Below are 24205 nucleotides of genomic sequence, written 5' to 3' on the forward strand. Positions count from 1 at the left end.
ACGAGCAGCGTGCCCTTGGGGATTTCAGATTAACTCTGTGAATACATTATGAAACAATCGGGGCCTGTCCGATCTGTCACAAAACCGATTCAGCGAAACCTCTCTACCAGGCACTTTGTCAGGACATTATGAGACTTCACACGGTCACAACGACCCTCTGTCGGTCAATGTCCACGCCGGGTCGTCACCCGATGTGAGCTGCCACGACGCGTATCCACCGTCGTCCTCGAACGTCGTGAGGTGATCTGCGCGGCCGTCCCCGTCGAAGTCGGAAACGACGGCAACCGAGTGGTCGTCCAGAAAGTCGTGCAACACCGCGCTCAGCGGTGATCCGGCGTGCACGACCACCGTGTCCAGGACCCCGTCGCCGTTCGCATCCGTGTGTGGATCGACCACGTCGACGTGAGTCGGGGGACCCATCGGATCCGAGAAATCGGCCACCATTGCTTACCTCCGTCGAGACTGCATTCACATAATTGGACGCAGCTGCGCTTCCCGCGGTTCCACCGATCGCCGAACTGCGTCCGCACCCCGCTCCAGCGCGGCGAGATCACGCTCGTAGGCCGCATTGCGACCGGCGATCGCGGCGGCGCCGGTGCGCAGGCGGTCGTCGAGGGCGGCCAGCCGGCGATCCACCTCCGCCACGCGCTCGCGCGACTGCGCTGCGGTCGACGCGGTGATGGCGGCTTCGGCATCGAGAAGTGCCGACACAACGGACTGCTCCCATCGCGGTCGCACGTCCGCGACGATCTCGGTGGCCCACCGCCGCAAGGCTGCGCGGTCGGACGCTCGGCGCCGCACGGCGACGATCGCACCTGCGACGGTGAGCGCGAGAACCACCGTCAGAATCCACGACAGCGCCGGCGTCGGCGACAACCCGGCAGACGACAGCACAGCAGGAGACAACACGGCACCGAGCACGCGCGCGAGTCCTGCGCCCGCGGACAGGCCGAGAAGACCGGCCAACCACAGGTCGGCGCCGCCGGCGCGTGTGACGGAGACGCTCTCGACGTCGGTGGGCGCGACCATGACCCCGGTGACGGCGGGCGGAGCGTCGGGCCCCTCGATCTCGTGGCGGACGGAGTCCAGCCTGTCTCGCACCGACCGATCCAATCGCGCCGCGGCGGAGTCGATCTCGCGAGCGAAATCGGTCGGGAATGTCCGCATGGCCGCGGGCCCGGCGCGGTCGATCGCATGGGTCGCAGCCGTGGACAGCGCCCTGATCTCCGCGCCGACGTCGTGCAGCACGTCCAGCCGTACACGCTGGATTCGACTGCGCACGTCGCTGTTTCGATCTCCGGCCGCTCGTGCACGTTCCGCGATCAGGTCGGCTCTCTCCGCTCGCCCTGCGGCAAGATCCGCCTCTCCCTCCGCAGCGCGGGCATGCGCAGCAAGCGAGCGGCGGGCGTCGCCGACCACCTCGTCCACCAGGCACAGCAGGTTGCGCGAGGTCCACTCGGCTGCCGTGCCGGCGGTCGCGGACGCAAGGTCGGTCACGATCTCGGAGCGCTGGTCGACCCGGAGCGACGCGACGGGCCTCATCGGGACCGACGCCAGCCGCGGCACGTGCTGTTCGAGCAGCGCCCGGTTGCGAGCGGCGACGACGTCCCAGTCATGGTGACGGTCGATGCCGTCGAGCACGGTCACCACCCGCGTCGAGTCCGGCAGCCGGCGCAGCCGAGTCAACATGGCACGCCCGATGGGGGCCGACGCGTCGAGAAGCACGAGGGCGATGCCGGCGGGCGAGGCGTCCGAGTGACCGTCGGGGGCCTCACAGTCGGGGGCCTCACAGTCGGGGGCGAAGTCACCGAGGCGAGTCAGGACGCCGTCGACGTCGACTCCGTGATCGGCGACGATCCGCACTCGCGGGTGCGGGTCCGGGTGGTCGAGCGCCGCGCGCAACCGCGTGATTCCCGACGGGTTCCACCGGGTCAGGACGCGGGAGAACTCGGTTCCGACGACGGCGGTCACGGTCGGGGCCGGTCTCGGAGAAACGTTTCGACCGCTTCGCGCACGGACGGTTCGGCGGCCGCGGCGGCTTCGAGTTCGGCGATCAAAAGCCGTGACCGTTCGTCGGCAAGACGCTCGACGGCGGCATCACCGACCGCGCGCAGGCTCGACGCGTCCACCTCGTTGCGCGTGTCGATCGCGACCACCGGCAGCGATGTTGCCGCTCTCGCCCGCGCCGCGGCTTCGTCTCGGTCGGCGAGTGTGTCGGCCTTCGCGAGGACGACGACAGTATCGGCGCTCCGTCGTCCGGCCAGGGCTTCGAGATCGGCCGGGTGGGGAAGTTTCACGATCACGTAGAAGAGAAGGTCGGCGTCGAGCCTCGCATCCGGCACGTCGGGCGAGTCCACGCCGTGCACCTCGATGGGCGTGAGCTCACGGATCGGACCGAGCGCGTCGACGACGGCGGACTTGCCGACACCCGGTCGCCCCGCGACGGCGATGCGGGGCGGAGACGACCACCGGGCGATCGACCGCTGGACCCGTTCCCCACCGGGCCTCCCGACGGCCGCGGACTCCACCCGGGCCAGTGCCTCGCGCATTTCGAACCCCCCGTTCGATCGGCGAAAATTCTCACATAGTCCGCACAAACAGGTGCAGTAGTGTTCCGTCGTGCCCCAAAGTCTCGACCACTACTTCAGGCTCGTGTGTGCGTCGGCGCGCTCATGCGCGACAATGGACCGATGAACGAGCCCGCCTCTGCGATCTCCGGCAGTCCCGCGGCTCCGTCACGCCTGCATCCCCGCGTGACGAGTTTCCGGTCGCGGCGCGGCGCACTCACCGAGCCGCAGCAGGCCTCGTGGGACCGCATGTGGCCCACCGTGGGACGCGACGTGGCCGACGAACCGCTGAACCCGGACGCGTGGTTCGGCCGCAGCGCTCCCGTGGTTCTCGAGATCGGTTCCGGAACCGGAACCGCGACCGCTGCCATGGCCCTCGCCGAACCCGACACGAACCTCGTGGCCATCGAGGTCTACCGCCCCGGTCTGGCCCAGCTGCTGCAACAGATCGAACGCGAATCGATCCCCAACGTGCGGGTTCTTCGCGGCGACGCGGTGGACGTGCTCGAGAACATGGTCGAGCCGCAGTCGCTGACCGGTGTGCGCGTCTTCTTCCCCGATCCCTGGCCCAAGGCCCGTCACCACAAGCGCCGACTGCTCAGCGCCACCACCTTCTCGCTGATCGCGAGCCGGTTGAAGACCGGTGGCGTGCTGCACGTCGCCACCGATCACGCCGATTACGCCGAGTGGATCGACGAGACCGGAAACGCCGAGCCCGCACTGACCTTGATCGACGCGCATCGCTCTCCCATCGGCCTCGAACGTCCCGTCACCAAGTTCGAGCAGAAAGCTCAGCAGGTGGGGAGCACCGTCAGAGACTGGGTGTGGGGGAAGATCGAGTCATGACCGTCACGCAGGACATTGTCGGAGCGGGCGAGATCGACGGCTCCGGGCAGGCCAAACGAGTCCTTCTCGTCTGGGACGCACCGAACCTCGACATGGGCCTCGGCGCGATCCTCGGCGGTCGCCCGACGGCTGCCTACCGCCCACGCTTCGACGCGCTGGGCCGGTGGCTGCTTGCGCGGACAGCGCAACTCTCCGAGGCGCACACCGGAATCCTCGAGCCCGAGGCGACGGTGTTCACCAACATCGCCCAGGGCAGCGCCGACGTCGTCCGGCCGTGGGTCGAGGCGTTGCGGAACGTGGGCTTCGCGGTCTTCGCCAAGCCCAAGATCGACGAGGACAGCGACGTCGACTCCGACATGCTCGCCCACATCGAGGCGCGCCGGCTCACCGGTCTGGCCGGTGTCATGGTGGCGTCCGCCGACGGACAGGCGTTCCGGGAACCGCTGGAAGCCATCGCGGCGACGGGTGTGCCGGTGCAGGTTCTCGGATTCCGGGAGCACGCGAGCTGGGCGGTGTCGTCGGACACCCTCGAGTTCGTCGATCTCGAGGACATCACCGGCGTCTTCCGTGAGCCGCTGCCGCGCGTGAGCCTCGACACCCTCCCGGACGAGGGCGCCTGGCTGCAACCGTTCCGTCCACTGTCCGCACTGCTCGTCGGGCGTCAGGGAGTGTCGTAAGTGTTCGCACGCTGGGGAGACCTCGTCTATCGACTCCGGTTCACGGTGATCGGTGTGATGGTTGCTCTCCTGCTGGGCCTCGCCGGCTACGGGTTGAGCCTGAACGACCACCTCAGTCAGAGCGGCTTCGACGATCCGGGGTCCGAATCCGTTCGTGCGGCCAAGCTCGCCGACGGCACCTTCGGCCGCGATGCCAACGGTGACGTCGTCGCGCTCTATACCGCCCCTGCCGGTCAGACCGTCGACAGCCAACCGTTCTACGACACGGTCGCAGCCGCGCAGAACAAGCTGGTCGCGGACCATCCGGACCAGATCGCCAAGATCAACGCGAGCTACTTCACCGGAAAACTTCCCGCACTGGCGACGCCGGACAAGACCAAGGCCATCGCCACCTTCGCGATCGTCGGAAACAACGACACCGAGCTCGCATCGAACTTCCGCGACGTCAAGAACGCGTTCGCCATCGATGGCGTCGACGTGCAGCTGGCCGGTCTCCAACCCATCGCGGGCGCTCTGAACGACACGCTCGCCAGCGACGTCCACCGCATGGAACTCCTCGCAATCCCCGTGGTCGGCGTACTGCTCTTCTTCATCTTCGGCGGCATCGTCGCCGCGGCGCTCCCCCTGATCATCGGCGGTCTGACCGTCGTCGCGGCGAACGGCGTCGTTCGCTTCATCACCAACTTCTTCGAGGTCAACACCTTTGTCGCGCCCGTGGTCTCTCTCGTCGGCCTCGGTCTGGCGATCGACTACGGCCTCTTCATCGTCAGTCGCTTCCGCGAGGAACTGGGCGACGGCTACTCCACGAAACAGGCCGTTCGCCGCTCGGTGATGACCGCGGGCCGCACGGTCGTCTTCTCGGCCACGATGATCGTCGCGAGCCTCGGCGGTCTGCTGCTGTTTCCGCAGGGCTTCCTCAAGTCGGTGGCGTTCGGCGCCATCGCCACCGTCGCCCTCGCCGCCCTGACCTCGATCACGGTTCTCCCGGCGATTCTCGCGATCCTCGGCCCCCGCGTCGACGCGCTCGGATTCAAGTTCATGCGCAAGACCAAGTCGTCCGAGGAGATCGAGAACGGTCCGTGGGGTCGACTCACTCGCTGGGTCATGCGCAACCCGCTCAAGGTTGCCGTGCCCATCGTGCTGGGCCTGCTGCTCCTCACCCTGCCGGTGGGCAACATCAAGTTCGGCGGCATCAACGAGTCGTACCTCCCGCCGGACAACCCGACCCGCGTCGCGCAGAACGAGTTCGACGCGAACTTCCCGTCGTACCGCACCGAGCCGCTCAAGATCGTCCTGCAGAACGCACAGGGACCGCAGATCGGCACGTTGCTCCGCGAGGCGTCCAACGCACCCGGTCTCGTCGACAAGTTCGCGCTCACACAGAACCAGAACGGGGTGGCGGTCCTGTCCGCCGGCCTGGTCGACCGCAACGACTCCAAGCCGGCCATCGAGTATATCCGCTCGCTCGACGTCCCCGACGGCGTCACCATGTCCGTCGGCGGTACCCCGACGCTGGAACAGGACAGCATCGCGGCGCTGGTCGATCGGCTACCGCTGATGGCCGTGCTGGTGGTCCTGATCGTCACGCTCTTGATGTTCCTGACGTTCGGTTCCCTGGTGCTACCGATCAAGGCCATCTTGATGACGACGTTGGGCCTGGGCGCGACGTTGGGCATCCTCACGTGGATCTTCATCGACGGCAACGGCGCGGGACTCCTCGACTTCAGCCCCGGCCCGATCATGGCGCCGATCCTCGTGTTGATCATCGCCATCATCTTCGGACTGTCCACGGACTACGAGGTGTTCCTGCTCTCCCGCATGGTCGAAGCGCGGGCACGCGGCGCCAGCACGTCCGAGGCCATCCGCGTCGGCACCTCCCACACCGGCCGCATCATCACTGCGGCGGCGCTCATCCTGATCGTCGTGACCGGCGCGTTCGCGTTCTCCGATCTCGTGATGATGAAGTACATCGCCTACGGCATGATCGCCGCGCTCGTCATCGACGCCACGCTGATTCGCATGTTCCTCGTCCCGTCGATCATGAAGATGCTCGGCGACGACTGCTGGTGGGCGCCGGCATGGATGAAGCGCATCCAGGAGAAGATGGGCCTCGGCGAGCCGGTCCTCGAGGCCGAACTGATGCCCGACGACGTGCCCGAGCTGGCCGTAAGCGGCGTTCCCATGTTCGCGGGAAGCGGGAGCGAACCGCTCACGACCCCGATTCCGCGTATCGCACCCCACGTGGCTGCCGTTCGGCCCAGCGCCGGTGCACCCAAGCGGGTCAGCCGCGTCGAGGAGCCGCGACGGTCCGCGACCGGTCGACCCGCGGTTGCCCCCGGTGACGAGGTTCCCGCGCCCACCCCCGTTTCGTCCGAGCCGAACCGTCGACGCCCCGCGGTGCGCGCCGAGTCCGACCGTCCGCAGTCGGATCACCCGGGCGCACCGGAACCGCGGCCGATCGAGAGCTGGCTCGCCGAGCTCCGCTCCCCCACGGCGAAGAAGCCGGAGGCGGAGCCCCGACGGCCGGAGGTCGGTCGTAACGACGTCGAAAACGGCACCAGCAACGGCAACGGCAATGGCAGCAGCAACGGCAATGGCAATGGAACGGGCAACGGGACCGGCAACGGTGCTCCCGTGCGACCGGTTCCCGCCTCGCGACCGGTGCGACGGCCCGAGCCTGCGATGGAGCGCGACAACAACTCGATGGACCAGTGGTTCGCAGAGCTGCGTCGACCGCCGACGCGGACGCCGGACGAGGTCCGTAATGGTTCGGCAGATGCTCCTGTAGACGCACCTCCTGCTCAGCCGGCAGCCGAGCCTCCGGCACCTCGACGTCGTGCGCAGCCGACGTATCGGTCCGAAACTCCCTCTGCGCCTTCGGCTCCCGCGCCGCCACCTGCGCCTCCAACACCTGCGCCTTCGGTTCCGGAAGCGCCTTCGGTGCCTCGAGCGCGACCCACACCGGCACGTACGACGCCTGCCCGTCCGGACCCGCTCACCGATCCGGTTCCGGAGCCCCTTCCCGAGCTACGGCCCGAGCGGCGTCCCGAGCCACGCCCCGAGCGCCGTCCCGTGTCCGAGGCGCGGCCCGTCGTGGAACCGCAGCCGGCTCCCGAGCCGGAGCCGGCACCCGAGCCGACACCCCCGCCCACCCCGACACCCCCGCCCACCCCGACACCACCGCCCACCTCGGCACCGTCGCTCACCCAGACGCCGCCACCGCGGGAAACCGGCGGCCGGCGCCGCCGTGCGGAACCCGAGCAGGGTTCCGACGACGACACCGGCAGTGGACGCCACGGCGGACGCTCCGGCCAGGCCATCAGCGTCAGCGAGTTGCTGGCGCGTCAGCGTCGGTCCTGACGGGCGTCTGCCGCTCGGCGAACGCACGCGCATAACGGGTTCCCGTGGCGAGCAACATGACTCCCACGACGATGAACGCTGCCGCGCGGGCAATTCCGTCGAGAGCGACCAGATCGAAGAGGAACAGTTTGGCGGTCGCCGCGCCGGCGAGAAGTAGGCCGCTGGTCAGCAGAGCGTGCGCATGGTCGCGGCTCGACAACCCGCGGAGCAGGAGACCAGCGGCCCCCGCCATCCAGATCACCGTCGAAACGCAGTGTCCGGCAACGAAACCGGTCGTATCTCCGCCGAGAAGGACGCCGGACGAGACCACGGCCGCGCTCACCGCGTAGAGGCCGACCAACGAACCTGCGATCACGATGTGTTCACGCAACGGGCGAAGAGACTCCGGTGCGGTCGAGGAGAGCGTCGCGGCCAGGGAGAAGGCCACCAGCATCAGCGAGGCGAGCACCGAGCCCCAGCTCAGCTCGTCGGCGAACGAGCTGTCGATCAACGCTGCCACCGGTGTCGACGAGGACAGGTCGACGGCACCGATCACACCGAATGCGGCACCGGTCCACCACGCCGCCTCCGATGCCGAGCGGTGCGCGGCCACCATCAGAGCGACCGCGATCGCGAGCAACGCGACGGTACGAGCACTGTCGACCGTGATCTGCGAACATGCCTGCAGCGCAGCGAGTCCCGCGATCATGGCGAGGATCGTGCGAACGGGCGCATCGATGCGGCGAGATCCGTAGGCGACGGCGGCGGCAGCGACGATCACGGCGACGTCGATCGTTGCAGCGATGCGCGGTCCGAACAGCGTGGCGATAACAAGAACCGGCAGCCACACGGTGGCCAGGACGGCAAGCGCCACGACGTCGGCGTGGCGACGCAGAACGACGACCGACGAGGTCACCGCGACGGCGAGAACGGCCACGGCGAGAGCGAGCAGTTGAAAGCGCTTGGCGGTTCCGGCGCTGGTGAACGACGCAGCGAACGTCGCGAGGAAGAGTGCGCCCACGACCGGCACGGTGCGCGCAGCGCGGAGCAACGGCCAGTCGCGATCGATGTCGACGGGCGCTGCCGCCACCTGCAGAACGAAGAGGAAGACGAGCAGCGTGAGCGACAGCTCACCGGTGACGACGGGAGCCAGAACGGCCGCGCCGATCGTGACGATCACAGCGAGACGTTCGGAATTCCACGCGATCGCGACGCCGACGCCGACCGCCGCGACGCCGAGCCCGACGATCGCGCCGACGATGGGTGCCGTCCACTGGTAGATCACGGTCACCGCAGCGACGTCGAGATACAGACCGGCGAAACCTGTTGCGGCCAAGGCGATCGCACCGACTCTGCCGCCGGGCCGCGAGATCATCCGGTGGCCGGCAACGATCAACGCACCACACAGGACCGCACCGCCGACCACGCGAGGCACCGCCCCGAACCAGCCGGCGTTGATGGCGAGCACCAGAAGCATCACGACGCCCACGAGGGTGACGGCGGTGCCGGCGATCGCGAGGATACGGCTGACCATGCCGTCGCGCTGCCACCACGGCTCGCGTGGGGGCGGCGGGGCGGGAGGCCGGTAGGGCGGTCGCTGCTGGACGGGCATGGGCTGCGCGGGCATCTGCTGCATCGGCATGGGCTGCATCGGCATGGGCTGCATGGGCATCTGCTGTTGCACGGGTCGCGGGGGTGCGAACGTCAGCTGATTGCGCAGCGTTTCGAGGTCGGAGCCCACCTTGTGCAGGTGCTGCTGCAGGGCGACGACTTCGCTGGAGAGGACGTGGACGAGGCGGGGGTCGATCTGCGGTGATGTCATGCATCGATCGTCGGCTCATCCGAAGGCCGGCGGATGAGTAGTGCTACTCGAGTGGGCCGGGGGTTTTCGTCGTGCGGGGGCTCTACCGCAGCTCAGGCACCCCGATTTGCGTCGGGCAGCGCCGATTGCGGGCGCCGGAGACGATCCGAGGTGCCCCAACGCCGGGCACCGCCAATTGCAGCCTCAGAACCCCATCTTTTTGAACACCGACCCGATGGGATGCTTTGCCTTCACGGTCCCGAACCTCGACTTCCCGCGCACCACGACGTGCACTCGTCCCCGCGGCGGCCCGGTCTTCACCGAGTTGCTCGCGGTGCCGCCGACGGTTTCGAGGCTGTTCATGTCGACGGTGGCGTCGTCCGGCACCACCAACGTGAGAGTGCTGCAGAAGTCGTCGACGTCGATTTCCACGACCTGCGCGTCGAGGTGCGCGGCCGTGAAGTCCAGGGTCGTGGTCGACATCTTGGTCTTCACCTGCAGATGAGACGGCACGTGCCATTCACCTTTGCGGTGGGTGGTCGACATGGTGCCGGTGATCGAGACGGGCGCACTCGGAGTGGGCGAAACCTGCTGCGGCAGTTCACTGTCTGCGATCTGCATACCGGGGAGATCGACCAGGACGGAATTCAGCTCACCGCGAGTCTTGGCGGCCATCGCGGTGTCCATCCGCTCGGTGAACTCGCCGAGCGAGAGCATGCCCTGCCCGACGGCTCGCTGGAGGAGACCGCCGACGTGTTCACGCTCGGCGTCGCTGACGCGCAGATCCTTCGCATCCATGCTTCCAGAATACCGACGCTGCCAGAATACCGACGGGTCTACTCGATGCCACGTTCTATCGCGTACCTCGTGAGCTCGACGCGGTTCGCCAGTTGAAGCTTGCGAAGCGTCGCCTGCACATGGTTCTCGACGGTGCGGTGGCTGAGCGTCAGGCGTGTGGCAATCTGCTTGGCGCTCAACCCCTTCGCGACCAGACGCAGCACGTCGGTCTCGCGTTCGGTGAGAGTGGGCGAGGCGGGTCCCGCGTCCGGCCCGGCGGCGATGCGCCGGTATTCCCCGAGTACGAGCCCGGCGAGACCGGGTGTGAACACCGCTTGCCCGGCGTCGGTCGCCTCGACCGCGGCCACCAGTTCCTCCGCGGACGCACTTTTCACGAGATAGCCCGTCGCCCCGGCCTTCACGGCGTCGAGCACGTCGTCGCGCTCGGCGGACGCCGACAGAATCAGCACCCGCGACTGCGGTGAGACCTCCAGAACGGCAGCGGTGGCCTGGGCGCCGTTGCCGTCGGGCAACTCCATGTCCATCAGCACGACGGACGGACGCGTCGCCGCGGCTCGGCGGGTGGCCGACGCCACCGCGTCCGCCGTGGCCACCACCTCGAAGCCGCGGGCAGTGAGGTCTCGTGCGACGCCGTCACGCCACATCGGGTGGTCGTCGACGACCATGACGCGAATCGTCATCCCTGCCCCCTCGGAATTCGAAACTCCCATTCGGTGCCGTCACCGGGCCAGGATTCGACGGCGGCCGTGCCTCCCACCGACCGGATCCGCCCGATGATCGACTTGGACACACCCATTCTTCCCTCGCTCTCCGCATCGGCGATCCGTCCGGCTGCGATGCCGACGCCGTCGTCTCGGACACTGACGACGATCGTCTCCGGCAGCTCCTCGACCAGCACGAAGGCGCGTGCCCCCGGACCGGCGTGTCGGTCGACGTTGTCGAGGGCACTGCGGGTTGCGGCCTGCACTTCGTCGGCGACGCCGCGCGCGACGAGGACCGGTTCTCCGGGCGTGGACACCGAGACGGTCACCGACTCCATGGACTGCAGGGCGGGTCGCAGGTCGACGAGCGGTCCGTCCTCGCGTGCGGGCGTGCGGGATTCGGAGATGAGGGTGCGGAGCGCGATCTCCTGTTGACCGGCCATCGTGGCGAGTTCGAGTGCGTCGCCGCCTATTTCGGAGCCGCGACGCTTCACCATCGCCAGCACCTGCAGAACCCCGTCGTGCACTTCACGGGCCAGTCGTTCCCGCTCGGCCGTGGCGGCGGCGAGTCCGATGGCGCGCTCGAGTTGTTCGCGTCCCCGCTTGGCCGCTCGCGAGGCGACGCCGAGGGCGAGTCCCACCGTGAGCAGGATCGGTGCGGTCGCGTCGCGCCAAAGGTCGACGCTGAGTTCACCTTTGGTGACCGCGACGCCGACGGACATGAGTGCGCCGGATCCGATTCCGGCCGCCGGACCCCACAGGATCGCCGCGGACACGACGGCGTTCGTGACCCAGAGAGTGGTGGGCAGCACCTGGTGCACGGAGTACCACTCCGGGCCGGCGACCAGCCGGGTCGATGCCATGGCGGCCAACACCACCACTTGATCGGCCACGACGACCGGCACCCGGTTCGACCGCCTGAGCAACAGAGTGCCCGCGAGACCGGACCACACGACGACCAACGAGACCAGCACCCAGCTCAGCCGGGTGGACCGGTAGCTCTCGGCCACGACGAGCTGAAATCCCACGGCGTACATCACGGTCACGAGCCGAAAAGCGCTCGCGGCCCGCCACAGTGGGGCGTCGGGGTCGTCAGTCGACGGGGTCATCTTTGGACGTCGCCGGGGTGATCGTTCCCGCCTCGAGCATGCCCGTCGACGGGTGTGGGCTGTCGGGGTCGGCCGGGAACATCGGTTCCGACGCGTCGATGCCCTCGTACGCGGCTTCCGGATCGTCGGCCATCAACGACCGGACCGCGGTGTTCACCATCGCCACGATCGGGACCGCCAGCAGGCCACCGATGATGCCCGCCAACACGATTCCGGTGGCGATGGCGACGACCACGGCCAGGGGGTGCAGTCGCACCGCACGTCCGAGGAAGAGCGGCTGCAACACGTGCCCTTCGACCTGCATCACCCCGACGACGACCGCGAGCGCGATGACGGCGGTGATCAGGCCCTTCGTGACAAGGGCGATGAAGACCGCGACGAAGCCGGTGAGCAACGCACCGACGATGGGGATGAACGCACCGATGAAGACCAACGATGCGAGCGGAAGGGCCAGTGGCACACCGAGGATGGCGAGACCGGCACCGATGCCGATCGCGTCGACCGCGGCGACGGCCACGGTGGCGCGAATGTAGCCGACGAGCGAGGTGAAGGCCTGGATTCCCGCGATACGGATCCGGCGACGCGCCGGTGTCGGGGCGAGCCGAGTGACGAACTGCCAGATCTGGTTTCCGCCGTACAGGAAGAAGATCAGGGTGAAGAGCATGAGCGCCAGGCCCGTGAAGATTTCCCCGATCACGGCGGCGGTCGTGAGAGCGCCGCTCGTCAACGCTTCCTGGTTGGACTGGATTGCCCGAACGACGGAGTCGCCCGCAGATCTGATCTGGTCTTCGCTGAAGTGGAACGGGCCGTCGGTCAACCAGTTCTGTACCGACTGAATACTCGTCGTGAACTGGTCTCCGAGCTGTGGCACGCCCTCGACGAACTGCTGCACCACGAACGTGAGAATGCCCGCGACGACGCCGATGCTGCCCAGGAGAGCCACCACGACGGCGATGACCCGCGGGATTCCCCGCCGGTGCATCCAGTCGACGAGGGGCGAGAGCAGACCCGAGCCGAGCAGCGCCAGTCCGATGGGAATGAGGACGGTGTCGAGCTTGGCGACCATGAAGGCGAGAACAGCCACACCAGCCGCCAGGACGAGCAGTCGCCACGTCCACTCGGCACCGATACGGACGATCGGATGCACCGAATCGGCGGGATGCCGACCGCTCTCGGCGTAGACCCTTGCGGCGCTTGCGTCGTCCGCCGAACCGTTGCCTGTCACCGACGGAGCCTAACCGTTTTCGATTGTGTGTGATCGAGTTGCACACAGCTTGCGCCCGGGCCGCGGATTCACCGGTAAGTTCATCGACGTGCTCGTCCTCCTGCGTGCGGTGTCGATGACCCTGCGAAGTCGGTGGCCGCTGTACCTGGGGTCCACGTTGTTGGCCAACTTCTTCGGCGCAGTTCTGGTTTTCGCGTTCGTCCGGTACGGACTTCCCATTCCCGAGCAGGCCTCCGTGGTGGAGGACCGAACTCGCAACATCGTCATCTTCGGCATCTATCTCGCGTTCGCGGGTGCGGTGAGCGTCGGCACGGCGGCGTACATGCTCAAGAACGTCATCACGTGGCAACTGCGCGGCGGCGCGCCCACGCGAGCCGAACAGATGGCCGCGCTGCATGCGCCGTTGCGCCAGGCGATCGTCAATCTGGTGCTGTGGTTCGTCGGCGGCATCATCTTCGTGCTGTTGACGGTCCAGGAGATGCCCTCACTGGCGGTGGCCGTGATCGTCACCGTGGCCATGGCCGCCGCCATCACCTTCGGGTTCACCTACATGCTGGGCGAGCGGATCCTGCGCCCGGTGGCGGCGCAGGCACTCAGCGAGGGGCGATTCGACCGCACCTTCACCCCCGGCGTCGGTACCCGCATGGCAATGACGTGGGGACTCGGCACGCTCATCCCCGTGATCGGCATCGTGCTGCTGTGCGCGACACAGCTGACCACCGACCTGGTGTTCTCCCCCAACTCTCTGGCCATCGCGATCATCCTGCTGTGCGTCATGGCCATCGTGCAGGCGTTCGCGCTGTCCATGCTCACGGCGAGCCAGATCTCCGACCCCATCAAGCAGCTCCGCAGAGCCATCGAGCGGGTAGCCCGGGGTGAGACCGAAATTCAGGTCGAGGTCTTCGACGGCAGCGAGATCGGCCGGTTGCAGGTCGGGTTCAACCGAATGATGGAAGACGCGTCCGAACGTCGGGTGCTGCGGGAGCTGTTCGGCCAGCACGTCGGCGAGGACGTGGCGCGGCGGGCATTGCAGTTCGGAACCGAACTGGGCGGCGAGACCAGATTCGTCGCAGTCCTGTTCGTCGACATGGTCGGATCGACAGCGGCCGCGTCCGAACGACCGCCGTCGGAGGTCGTGGACCTGCTGAACGAGTTCTTCCGCGTGGTGGTCGACGTGGTCGACCGCCATCACGGATTCGTCAACAAATTCGTCGGCGACGCCGCGCTTGCCATCTTCGGTGCGCCGCTCGACCGGCCGGACGCTCCCACCGCGGCCCTGTCGGCGGCGCGGGAACTGCGGTTCGCGCTCGCCGACATCGACGGACTGGACATCGGTATCGGGGTGTCGGCCGGATTGGCGGTGGCCGGAAACATCGGCGCGTCCGAACGATTCGAGTACACGGTGATCGGCGATCCGGTCAACGAAGCGTCGCGCCTGACCGAACTGGCCAAGTTCCGCCCGAGCCGGGTGTTGGCGTCGACCTCGGCGCTGTATTTCGCCGAGGAACACGAGCAGGGCTGCTGGGAGTTGGGCGAGCAGGTGCAGCTCCGGGGGCGCCGGCGGTCCACTCAGCTGGCGTGGCCGGTCGATTACCCGTCCTGATCGACGAATGCGCCGGTTACTCTGATCAGGTGTCCGAGCCGGAAGCAGTCCCTCCCGCGGACACTGCTGGGCCGTCCAACCGCATGCGGTGGCTGAAATGGGTCGGCGCGATCGCGCTCGTGGCGCTGCTGGTCGGTGAGGGCGTCTACCTCTGGCCGCGTCTGCACGAGTCCTGGAAAGCCCTGTCCGACATCGAGTGGGGCTTCCTTCTCGCTTGCGTTGTGGCGCAGGCGATTTCTCTCTCCGCTTTCGCTCGGGTGCAGCAGCGACTGCTGCTGGCCGGCGGAGTCCGTGTGAGCCAGAGCAAATCGCTGTCGGTCGTGTACGGGAGCACCGCGATGTCGGTGACTCTGCCTGCAGGACAGGTCTTTTCCACGGCCTTCACCTATCGCCAGACGAGGCGCTGGGGCGCCACCCCCGTCGTCGCGTCCTGGCAGTTGGCCTTCTCGGGTGTCATCGCCGCCTGCGGTCTCGCGGCGCTGGGCGTCGGCGGCGCGCTGCTGGTCGGCGGAACGACCAACGCGTACACATTGGTCCTCCCGATCGCTGCGGTGATCGCGCTGATCGCGCTGGCTCGATACGTTCGCGCGCACCCGCAGTCGATCACCGGCGCCGCCCGGTGGGGCGTGCGCAAGGTGAACGCCCTGCGCCACAAGCCTGCCGACGCAGGAATGGACAAGGTGGACGAGATCGTCGACCAGATCCAGTCGGTCTCGTTGAGCAAACGGAACGCCCTGGTGGCCGTCGGATTCTCCGCCGTGCACCGCCTGGCCGACGTCGCCTGCCTGGGTCTGGCCTGCTACGCCGTCGGCGCCGATCCGCGCTGGTCGGGCCTGCTGATCGCCTTCAGTGCGGGCAAGGCCGTCGGCTCCATCCCCGGGGCGCCGGGCGGACTGGTGTTCGTCGACGCGACGCTGATCGCCGCCCTGACGACGGCCGCCAGCATCAGCGCATCCCAGGCCGTCGCGGCTGCGCTCGTCTACCGGGTGGTGAGTTTCATCCTGGTGGCGATAGTCGGGTGGATCGTGTTCGCCGTCCTCTTCCGGAAGCATCAGCACGAAGATCTGCACTTCGATCTCGCCATGGAACAGCAGGAACTTCGACTCGGACAGGCGCGCCGGGAATAGATGCGGACCGGGGTCCGGTTATGTAGGGTGACATTGAAGTTTCAAGTCGAGCCCGAACCAAGGAGCCCCCATGACCACCGCCGTTGCACTCCCGTCCCTGAAAGCCGGAACCTGGACGATCGACCCCGTCCACTCCACCGTCGGCTTCACCGTCCGCCACCTGATGGTCAGCAAGGTCCGCGGCCGTTTCCAGGACTTCTCCGGCGCGATCACCGTCGCCGAGGACGGCACCCCCTCCGTCACCGCCGAGATCGACGTCGCCTCCATCACCACCGACAACGCGCAGCGTGACGGCCACCTCAAGTCGGCCGACTTCTTCGAGATCGAGAAGTTCCCGAAGGCCACCTTCACCTCCACCTCCGTGCGCGAGAGCGGCAGCGACTACGTCCTGACCGGCGACTTCACCCTCCACGGCGTCACCAACGAGGTCGAGCTGAAGCTCGAGTTCCTCGGCGTCAACGCCGGAATGGGCAACGGACCGGTCGCCGGCTTCGAAGCCACCACGACCATCAACCGCAAGGACTTCGGCATCTCCATCGACATGCCCCTCGAAGGCGGCGGCGCGGTCGTCGGCGACAAGATCAACCTGCTCCTCGAGATCGAGGCGGGCCTGCAGGCCTGATCTGCACCGTCGTTGTTCTGCGGTGATCACGGTCGAATTGTTGGTGAAATGCTATTTTCCGAACAGTTTGGCCGTGATCACCGCTCGTTAGCGCCCGGCTATCCTGGCCCGGTGACCAGAACTGCCCGCGCCCTGGCCGTCGACGTCGTCGTCGTCCTCGCCTTCTGCGTGATCGGGCGCAGCAGCCACGCCGAGGGATTGACCGTCGGCGGCATCGCGAGCACGGCATGGCCCTTCCTCGCCGGACTGGCCGCCGGATGGCTGGCCACAATCGCCCTGTACCGCAACAAGTTCGACGGGTTCGCCCTGGTTCCGACGGGCGTGCTCGTGTGGGTGTCCACCGTGGTGGTCGGCATGGTGCTGCGCGTCGTGTCCGGTCAGGGCACCGAGGTCAGCTTCATCATCGTTGCGTCCGTCTTCACCGCGCTGTTCCTGCTCGGCTGGCGAGCGGTCGCGCGGTTCGTGGCGAAGCGTCAGTCCTCGACCGCGCGGTAGACCTTCCAGAACCACCCGAGTCCGGCCAGTCCGCAGACCGCGCCCGATCCGTAGGCACCCACCAGCATCAGCATGGTGGCGAGCCCGATCAGCACGAGAATGCAGATCGACTGCAGAACCAGGCTGAGGGGCACCGACACGACTGTGCACTCTCCATCGGCTGCCCGCAACCAGACAAAGCGGACTCCGATCTTTCGTCGAGTCCTGACGACATCCAAGAGTCGACCAAGACCCAACTCCCATCGTGATCGAGCATCGTTCCTTCGAACCACCAGGACCCTCCATGCTCATCACGCCGAAAAGCGCAGCCGTACGGCGCGCAACTCTCGCTGTCGTCTGCGTGACGACGGCCATGCTCATGCTCGACATCGCGGTGGTCAACACCGCCCTGCCCTCCATCGCGGCCGATCTGAACTCGGGCGTCAGTGCTCTGAAGTGGGTCGTCGACGCGTACACCCTCGCCCTTGCCACCGTGGTACTCAGCGCCGGCTCGTGGGCCGATCGCCGCGGCCGCAAACGGGTGTTCCTCATCGGCATAGCGACATTCACGGTCACGTCCTTGTCGTGTGCGCTCGCACCGACCATCGTGATCCTCGACATCGCCCGCGCCGCACAAGGAGTCGGCGGCGCACTGCTGTTCGCGTGCTCGCTGGCGCTTCTCGCCGACGTGTTCGAGATGGGCCCTGCTCGAGCGACGGCGCTGGCCGCGTACGGGGCCACGATCGGCGGCGCCTTCGCAGTCGGACCACTCGTCGGCGGAGTGCTCACCGAGGTGTTCGATTGGCGCGCAGTGTTTCTGATCAACATTCCGATCGGACTCCTGACTTTCGTCGCCACCCTCGTGTGGGTTCCCGAATCACGCGATCCCCGCCCCCGCGGAGCAGATGTGCCCGGTCAGGTGCTCGTGTCGGCGGGATTGGCGGGCCTGGTCTACGGACTGCTGCACGGCAACGAGGCCGGGTGGACGGAGCCGACAACCCTCCTCGCCCTGGGCGTCGCGGCGGTCACTCTCGTCGCATTCTGCATGCACGAGCGCAACACGCCGGACGCGATGCTTCCGCCGCATCTGCTCGCGAACCGCCCGTTCGCCGGAGCCCAGGTCGCCGCGTTCGCAATCTCCGCATCCCTGTTCGCCGTGTTCGTTTACACCACCGTCTACCTGCAGAATGTGCATGGTCTGTCCCCGATCGACGCCGGGTTGGTATACCTCCCGGCGACGGTGGCCATGTTCGTCGTGGCGGGACTCACCGCAAGACTGGACGGTCGAATTCCGGTGGCGTTGTCGTTGACGGTCTCGCTGATACTCGTCTCAGTGGGACTTCTCATGATGACGGTCGTCGACGTAGACGGGTCGCCCTATACGTTGATTCCGGGATTCGTGGTCGCCTGCATCGGTGCCGGGGTGTTCAATCCCGTCATGAGCGGGCTTGTTCTGGGTGAGGGCACCGCCCACCATTCCGGCTTGGCCGCCGGCATCAACGACGCCTTCCGGCAGAGCGGAATCGCCGTCGGTGTAGCCGGTCTCGGCGCGTTCCTCCCCGCGGAGTCGATGTTGCCCGGTGGTTCCGCGACCCAATTGGTGGACGGCGTGCAGGTTTCCCTGTTCGTGGCCGCCCTGATCGCAGCGGCCGGAGCGATCGTGTGTGCAACCACTTTGCAGCAGAAGAGAAGTAGCGGCGTGATCGTTCCTGCTGCCGAGACCGAGCACCAGAATTTACACTGACGCCGTAGCAAAAGTAGGGAGGCCTCGCGCATGATCTACCGATTGCTCGGGCCTCTGGAGGTGACACGCCCCGACGGCCGCCCGATCGATCTCGGCCCACGTAAGCAACGGACCGTGCTCGCTGCATTGCTGGCCGACAGCGGACGCGTGGTGTCGACCGATCGGCTCGTCGATGTTCTGTGGCAGGGAAACGCGCCGTCGAGCGCAATGGCGAGTCTGCAGGCCTACATCTCGAATCTCCGGCGGGCACTTCGCGACGATCCCGCCGCAGCGCCGGTCATAGTCCGGCGGCCACCGGGCTACGTACTCGACATCGACGAGCACGAGATCGACCGCGCCGCATTCTTCGAAGATGCGGAATCGGCGCGGCGTCGGGTTCAGGAACGGCAATGGGAGCACGCGCTGACCGTCGCCGATCGTGCGCTGGCCAGGGTGCGCGGGCCGTTTCTCGAGGACCTCCGCGACGAGCACTGGGTCGCGGTGGAGGCGTCGGCATTCGAGGAAGTGCGCACTGAATGCCGCGAAACCCGCATCACGGCTCTCTTGGCGACGGGCCGACTCGCACCTGCTCTGGTCGAGGCAGCAGCGTTGTGCCACGAGTACCCGCTGCGGGACCGCACCTGCTGGCTTCGCATGCTGGCGCTGCACCGCGCCGGTCGCTCCACCGAGGCACTACAGGTGTTCCGCGATCACGCGTCGCGGTTGGACGAAGAACTCGGGCTCGATGTCGGGACCGAACTGGCAACCCTGCACACCGCAATTCTGCGTCACGATCCGGGTCTGGCCGCGTGGCCTCGGCAACCGGGATGGACGGGGGCCGAGCAACTGACCATTCCGGCGTCTCCGGGGAAGCCTGACGTCCCCGCGATGGAGCCGGAGTCGACGCTGATCGGACGGACTGCGGAGTCGGAACTGATTGCCGGAATGTTCGAGCAGGTTCGAGGGGGCGCGAGTCGCTGGCTCGTCCTGACCGGTCCCGCCGGAATCGGAAAAACGCGCCTCGCCGAGGAATGCGACCGCCACACCCTGGCTGCCGGTGGCCGCCCGATCTGGGCGCGATGCCTCGAGGACGACGGCGCCCCAGCGTGGTGGCCGATTCGACAACTGTTACGCCAGTTGGGTGTCGACGCCGACGGCATCCTCGTCCCGCCTGCTCGGGTGGAACCGGACGAGGCGAGGTTCGTCGTCTACGAGCGGGTGACCGCCGCCATCGAGGACTCGGTGACGAGCGCCGGGTCGCTGGCGGGATCGGGTGTGACGACCTTCGTCGTCGACGATGTTCAATGGGCCGACGCGACCTCTCTGCGGTGCCTGATGCATGTCGTCGCGGCGCTGCATCGACACCCCGTGTGGTTCATCCTGACGTTACGTGAGAACGAGACCGGACCGGACGTGCGGAAACTGGTGGAAACCGTGCTGCGCACCGCCGGTAATCGGCACCTCACGGTCTCCCCTCTCGGCCCATCGGAGGTCGACACCTTGGCGCGGGTCGTTGCCGGCGAGGACCTCGGCGGCGACGAAACTCGCCTGCTCGCCGAACGCACCGGCGGAAACCCACTCTTCGTCTCCGAATACGCGCGTCTCCCCCGCGAGGATCGACAGGGCGGGGAAATTCCCTCCGCCGTGCGGTCGGTCCTCGATCGCCGCCTCCAGGCCGTGGAACCGGCTGTGCTGCAGATACTTCGGGTTGCCGCGGTGATCGGGGACGCTCTCGACGTCGGCCTGCTCGCGTCGGCGACGGGGCTGACCGTGGACACTCTGGTCGACTACCTCGACGACGCCGCCGACGAACACATCATCGTGGCCGACCCGGCGGGCGGCGGCTGCGCCTTCGCCCACGGCTTGATGAGAGATGCTGTGCTCGAGGCAACTCCGGCGCTGCGCAGGCAACGCATCCACGCGTCGGTGGCGCAGGCGCTGATCGATTCGCACGATCCCGACCGAGCGAGCAAACGCGCCCAGCATCTGATGGCTGCGCTCCCGATCGTCGATCCTCGAAGCGCACTCGCGGCGTGCACCGATGCTGCGCGAGAAGCAACCGAGCGGTGGAGTTCGGAAACAGCCGCACGATGGTGGGAGGGTGCGGTCCAAGCGTTCGATCTTCTTCCCGCTTCGGAACAGGCGCCGGACGTGCGCGACGACCTCCTGGTCGCACGCGTCGAAGCCCTCGCCCGGGCCGGCCGCGGTCAGACCGTCCTCGACGTCGTCGACGAGTGTCTGCTCGACGCCGTCCGCGAGGGCCGGACCTCGACGGTCGGACGGTTGGCGGCCGCCCTCCTTCGCGCCGCCGGCGCTTGGCCGTGGGTGTCCTACGGAAGCGACCCCGCCCCGCTTCTCGGCCGACTCGCGGGTATGGAACAGTTCGTCGCGACCGACGCCGCCGCTCACGCACGCCTGTTGGGGGCGACGGCGGTGGGATTCTGCTATCACTCCGACCCGTCCGTTCCCGACGAGCTGAGCCGCCGCGCAGTCGACATAGCATCGGCGACAGGCGATTCCGAGGTCGTGGCCGACGCGCTCGTGGCGAGGATCTTGCTGTTCTCCGGAGTGGCGCATCGCAGTGAGGAGTCGCAGGAGCTGATCCGCGAGTTGTTCGCACTCCCCCACCGCCACTCCCCTTTCGACAACGTCATCGCACACGCGGTGGCGAGCATGACCGAGATGAACCTGGGCGACGTGGATAAGGCCACCGAGCACCTTCGACGCGGAATCACCGGATGCGAACTACTGCGACTGCCGGTTCTCCGCGTCCAATTGCGCTGGATGGAAGCCACATTGGCGGCGTGGCACGGAGACTTCGACGAGTGTCGTCGCCAGTACGACACCGCCCGACAGATCCACCTGCAGACCGAGTTGTACACCGCGGGCAGCGCCGGGCTGGCGACCAACTGCCTGGAGTGGGAGTGCGGCAATCTGGCGGATTTCGAACCGGGGATCGTCGAACCGCAGTCGTGGAGCATCGCCATCGACGCAGCCAACGGCCGGAAAGCCGAAGCTGCACAATCGATCACGCGTTGGCTGGCGGAGCCGCGGCCGGCGACATGGACGACACTGGGCCACACGACCCTCCTGGCCCGCGTCGTCGCCGATCTCGCCCTGGTCGAGTTCGCCGAACAATTCGTGAACCTTCTGGAGCCCTTCACCGACCGTATCGCCACGGTCGGTCATGTCGGATCCATCGGGTCGGTCGCAGAAGCATCGGCCCGATTACACGCCTTGCTGGGCCGCAGAGACCGCGCCATCGAGCTGCTCGACCGAGCCGAGGCGCTCGCCACCCGGACCTCGGGCCGTCCGACCTTGCGTCGGTGCCGGATGCTGCGTGACCAGCTGGGCCAAGCGGGCGACTCCGACGAGTTCAAGAATGTTCCAAGTGCGGTGGGCGATTGTCGTTCTCGTTGACGAACTCGACGAGAAACGGACCCCGACATGACTGCTCACTCCCACACGATCCACGCCGATCCGGACTCGCTCCGCAGCGAACTGACCGGCTCGCTCGCGTTACCCGGTGAGCCGGGCTACGAACTCGCGATGCCCTGGAACGTCTCGGTTCCTGTGCAGCCGCTCGCCGTGATCGCGGTGAACGACGCACGAGATGTGGTCACCACCGTTCGATACGCGGCCCGCAGCGGCCTCCGAGTGGCCGTCGGCCGCACCGGACACGGCGCGGTCCCGATCGAGGGCGACGTACTGTTCGTCCACACCGGACGACTGAACAACTGCGTCGTCGACCCGGAGACCCGAACGGCCCGGCTCGGAGCGGGCGTGATCTGGCAGGACGTCGTGGACGCGGCCGCGCCGCACGGCCTGGCTCCGCTGTGCGGATCGTCCACGACTGTCGGGGTGGCCGGGTTCCTCACGGGTGCCGGTATCGGACCCCTGGTGCGCACCGTCGGCATGTCCTCGGATCACGTCCGAGCCTTCGAACTGGTCACCGGAGAGGGCGACATCCTGCGTGTCACACCCGACCAGCACGCAGAACTCTTCTGGGGACTGCGCGGCGGAAAATCCACTCTGGGAATCGTCACCGCCGTCGAGATCGACCTGATGCAGCTCTCGCACTTCTACGGCGGTGCACTGTATTTCGACGGCTCCGATGCAGCCGCCGTCGCCCACGCCTGGCTGGACATGTGCGCCGATCTGCCCGAGCACAGTTCCACCTCGATGGCCTTGCTGCAGCTGCCGCCGCTTCCGCAGGTCCCCCCGCCCTTGGCCGGGCGCTTCACGGTGTCCATCCGGTTCGCGAGTGTGGCGAGCCCGAGCGACGCGCAGACACTCCTGGAACCGATAAGGGCGGTCGCTACACCCGTCGTCGACACCGTTGGGGTGCTGCCCTACGCGGCGATTGGTGCGGTGCACGCCGATCCGGTCGATCCCATGCCGAGCCATGAGTTCGGCTGCTCGATGAAGGATTTGACCCACGCCGCCCTCGACGAGTTGTTGGCAGTAGCGGGGCCTGAATCCGGTTCGCCCCAGACCCTCGTGGAACTCCGCTTGCTCGGAGGCGCACTCTCGCGAGAGCAACGTCACCGCAGCGCGTTTTCCTTACGCGATGCGGCGTACACGATGTTCATGGTCGGCGTGCCGGGGCAGGGAGGCACACAGCCCCTGGACCATGCCGCCCGCCTCGCGGAGGCGATGGCCCCGTGGTCCACTGGACGTTCGCTCCCCAACTTCGGGGCCGGCGCCGATCCGGTTCGCATCGCGCAGAACTACGACGAGGACACTCTGCACTGGCTGAGCGCTCTCGCCGAGGAGCACGATCCAGCGGGTGTGTTGCGCGTCGGGCCGGTCGCCAGGCGGGACATCACACCGGTGACGACGCCGGTCACGACACCCACAGCCAGATCGCCAATCCGAAGGCACACAGCGCAACCGCGATACGGAGAAGGTTCGGCGGAATGACCTTCACGATCGGCGGGCCGAGCCACCCGCCTGCGAAGCACCCGAGCGCCATCGCCAGCGCGGCGAGCCAGTGCACCGGCCCGAGGACAGCGAACAGCACGGCCGCGACGAGGTTGGCAAGCCCCAGCAGGTAGCTCTTCAGAATCGATGCGCGCCAGATGGATTCGGACGTGCAGATCATGATCAAGGCCATGATGATGACGCCGGCGCCCGCACCGAAGTAGCCGCCGTAGATCGACGTGACGAAAATGCCGAACGGATACAGCCTCGGAAACTTGCGCTGCGCAGCGAGCGCCCGCAACCGAGGCTGCATCAGCATCGCCACCGCGGCCAGAACCACGAGAACGGGGACGATGGCCTCGAACGAGTCCTCCGGCGCGACGAGCAGCACCACCGCTCCGACGGTTCCGCCGAGCGCCGCGAACGCGCTCTGCGCAATCAGGGACCGGCCGCCCTTCGCCAGCTCGGCGTGGGAATTGGTCACCGATCCCGCACCGACGGCAACCAGGGCGACCGTGTTGGTGACGTTGGCCGAGACAGGCGACAGTCCGACCGCCAGGAGGGCGGGGTAGGACACGATCGACGCCAATCCGGTCACGAAACCGACCACCCCGGCTCCGAATCCTGCTGCGACGAGCAGGGCGAAGTCGAAAACGGTCACCCGAGAACA

Annotated in this window: 20 protein-coding genes; 10 read left to right on the plus strand and 10 right to left on the minus strand. The window is 67.4% G+C overall.

Going from position 1 to position 24205, the window contains the following annotated elements; translation table 11 throughout:
- Window positions 1-144: 144 nt before the first annotated feature.
- Genes AC59JP_RS20980 through AC59JP_RS20990 form a run of 3 tightly spaced genes read right to left on the minus strand, consistent with a single transcriptional unit; the run spans window position 145 to window position 2549 of the window.
- Window positions 145-444 carry a DUF6802 family protein gene (locus tag AC59JP_RS20980; RefSeq protein ID WP_497327766.1) on the minus strand — a complete coding sequence of 100 codons (300 nt, stop codon included), beginning with the start codon at window positions 442-444 and terminating at the stop codon, window positions 145-147.
- A 24-nt stretch (window positions 445-468) separates the two neighbouring features.
- Window positions 469-1971 (minus strand): hypothetical protein, encoded by a 1503-nt coding sequence (locus AC59JP_RS20985; RefSeq protein WP_497327767.1) that lies wholly within the window; start codon window positions 1969-1971, stop codon window positions 469-471.
- Complete coding sequence (locus AC59JP_RS20990; RefSeq protein ID WP_497327768.1) at window positions 1968-2549, minus strand: hypothetical protein; 582 nt, start codon at window positions 2547-2549, stop codon at window positions 1968-1970. Before AC59JP_RS20990 ends, AC59JP_RS20985 begins: the two co-directional genes overlap by 4 nt.
- A gap of 123 nt (window positions 2550-2672) precedes the next feature.
- On the opposite strand from AC59JP_RS20990, the gene trmB reads away from it, so the two are divergent.
- Genes trmB through AC59JP_RS21005 form a run of 3 tightly spaced genes read left to right on the plus strand, consistent with a single transcriptional unit; the run spans window position 2673 to window position 7450 of the window.
- Window positions 2673-3413 (plus strand): tRNA (guanosine(46)-N7)-methyltransferase TrmB, encoded by a 741-nt coding sequence (trmB, locus tag AC59JP_RS20995; protein WP_497327769.1) that lies wholly within the window; start codon window positions 2673-2675, stop codon window positions 3411-3413.
- The gene (locus AC59JP_RS21000; RefSeq protein WP_497327770.1) at window positions 3410-4090 is read left to right on the plus strand and encodes an NYN domain-containing protein; all 681 of its coding nucleotides are present in this window, start codon (window positions 3410-3412) and stop codon (window positions 4088-4090) included. The genes trmB and AC59JP_RS21000 overlap by 4 nt, the downstream gene beginning before the upstream one ends.
- Window positions 4091-7450, plus strand: coding sequence for an MMPL family transporter (locus AC59JP_RS21005; protein ID WP_497327771.1), 3360 nt, complete (start codon window positions 4091-4093; stop codon window positions 7448-7450).
- Here AC59JP_RS21005 and AC59JP_RS21010 read toward each other — a convergent pair.
- The 5 genes from AC59JP_RS21010 to AC59JP_RS21030 form a co-directional block, all read right to left on the minus strand.
- On the minus strand, window positions 7416-9251 hold the full coding sequence (locus tag AC59JP_RS21010; RefSeq protein WP_497327772.1) for a DUF2339 domain-containing protein: 1836 nt from the start codon (window positions 9249-9251) through the stop codon (window positions 7416-7418). The genes AC59JP_RS21005 and AC59JP_RS21010 overlap by 35 nt on opposite strands.
- Before the next feature lie 183 nt (window positions 9252-9434).
- Window positions 9435-10028 (minus strand): DUF1707 SHOCT-like domain-containing protein, encoded by a 594-nt coding sequence (locus AC59JP_RS21015; protein WP_497327773.1) that lies wholly within the window; start codon window positions 10026-10028, stop codon window positions 9435-9437.
- 38 nt (window positions 10029-10066) lie between these two features.
- Window positions 10067-10738 (minus strand): response regulator, encoded by a 672-nt coding sequence (locus tag AC59JP_RS21020; RefSeq protein WP_497327774.1) that lies wholly within the window; start codon window positions 10736-10738, stop codon window positions 10067-10069.
- The gene (gene macS / locus AC59JP_RS21025) at window positions 10705-11838 is read right to left on the minus strand and encodes a MacS family sensor histidine kinase (protein ID WP_497327775.1); all 1134 of its coding nucleotides are present in this window, start codon (window positions 11836-11838) and stop codon (window positions 10705-10707) included. Before macS ends, AC59JP_RS21020 begins: the two co-directional genes overlap by 34 nt.
- Window positions 11822-12985 carry an AI-2E family transporter gene (locus AC59JP_RS21030; protein WP_497327927.1) on the minus strand — a complete coding sequence of 388 codons (1164 nt, stop codon included), beginning with the start codon at window positions 12983-12985 and terminating at the stop codon, window positions 11822-11824. Before AC59JP_RS21030 ends, macS begins: the two co-directional genes overlap by 17 nt.
- Window positions 12986-13208: 223 nt before the next feature.
- On the opposite strand from AC59JP_RS21030, the gene AC59JP_RS21035 reads away from it, so the two are divergent.
- The 4 genes from AC59JP_RS21035 (at window position 13209) to AC59JP_RS21050 (ending at window position 16910) form a co-directional block, all read left to right on the plus strand.
- Window positions 13209-14666: an adenylate/guanylate cyclase domain-containing protein gene (locus AC59JP_RS21035; RefSeq protein WP_497327928.1), complete on the plus strand. Its 1458-nt coding sequence runs from the start codon at window positions 13209-13211 to the stop codon at window positions 14664-14666.
- A gap of 83 nt (window positions 14667-14749) precedes the next feature.
- Window positions 14750-15793, plus strand: a complete 1044-nt coding sequence (locus tag AC59JP_RS21040; protein WP_497327929.1) for a lysylphosphatidylglycerol synthase transmembrane domain-containing protein — start codon at window positions 14750-14752, stop codon at window positions 15791-15793.
- A gap of 70 nt (window positions 15794-15863) precedes the next feature.
- Window positions 15864-16415, plus strand: a complete 552-nt coding sequence (locus AC59JP_RS21045; protein WP_497327776.1) for a YceI family protein — start codon at window positions 15864-15866, stop codon at window positions 16413-16415.
- Between the two features lie 111 nt (window positions 16416-16526).
- Complete coding sequence (locus tag AC59JP_RS21050) at window positions 16527-16910, plus strand: DUF3054 domain-containing protein (protein ID WP_497327777.1); 384 nt, start codon at window positions 16527-16529, stop codon at window positions 16908-16910.
- Here the strand turns inward: AC59JP_RS21050 and AC59JP_RS21055 are convergent.
- Window positions 16889-17044, minus strand: a complete 156-nt coding sequence (locus AC59JP_RS21055) for a hypothetical protein (protein WP_497327778.1) — start codon at window positions 17042-17044, stop codon at window positions 16889-16891. The genes AC59JP_RS21050 and AC59JP_RS21055 overlap by 22 nt on opposite strands.
- A gap of 149 nt (window positions 17045-17193) precedes the next feature.
- On the opposite strand from AC59JP_RS21055, the gene AC59JP_RS21060 reads away from it, so the two are divergent.
- From AC59JP_RS21060 to AC59JP_RS21070, 3 genes are read left to right on the plus strand one after another with little or no spacing between them, the layout of a single operon-like run.
- Window positions 17194-18633 carry an MFS transporter gene (locus tag AC59JP_RS21060; RefSeq protein ID WP_497327779.1) on the plus strand — a complete coding sequence of 480 codons (1440 nt, stop codon included), beginning with the start codon at window positions 17194-17196 and terminating at the stop codon, window positions 18631-18633.
- Between the two features lie 30 nt (window positions 18634-18663).
- Window positions 18664-22032 carry an ATP-binding protein gene (locus AC59JP_RS21065; RefSeq protein WP_497327780.1) on the plus strand — a complete coding sequence of 1123 codons (3369 nt, stop codon included), beginning with the start codon at window positions 18664-18666 and terminating at the stop codon, window positions 22030-22032.
- A gap of 27 nt (window positions 22033-22059) precedes the next feature.
- Window positions 22060-23535 (plus strand): FAD-binding oxidoreductase, encoded by a 1476-nt coding sequence (locus AC59JP_RS21070; RefSeq protein ID WP_497327781.1) that lies wholly within the window; start codon window positions 22060-22062, stop codon window positions 23533-23535.
- Here AC59JP_RS21070 and AC59JP_RS21075 read toward each other — a convergent pair.
- On the minus strand, window positions 23459-24196 hold the full coding sequence (locus AC59JP_RS21075; protein WP_497327782.1) for a sulfite exporter TauE/SafE family protein: 738 nt from the start codon (window positions 24194-24196) through the stop codon (window positions 23459-23461). The genes AC59JP_RS21070 and AC59JP_RS21075 overlap by 77 nt on opposite strands.
- Window positions 24197-24205: the final 9 nt, after the last annotated feature.

The sequence above is a fragment of the Rhodococcus sp. 320_ES genome (assembly GCF_059691855.1).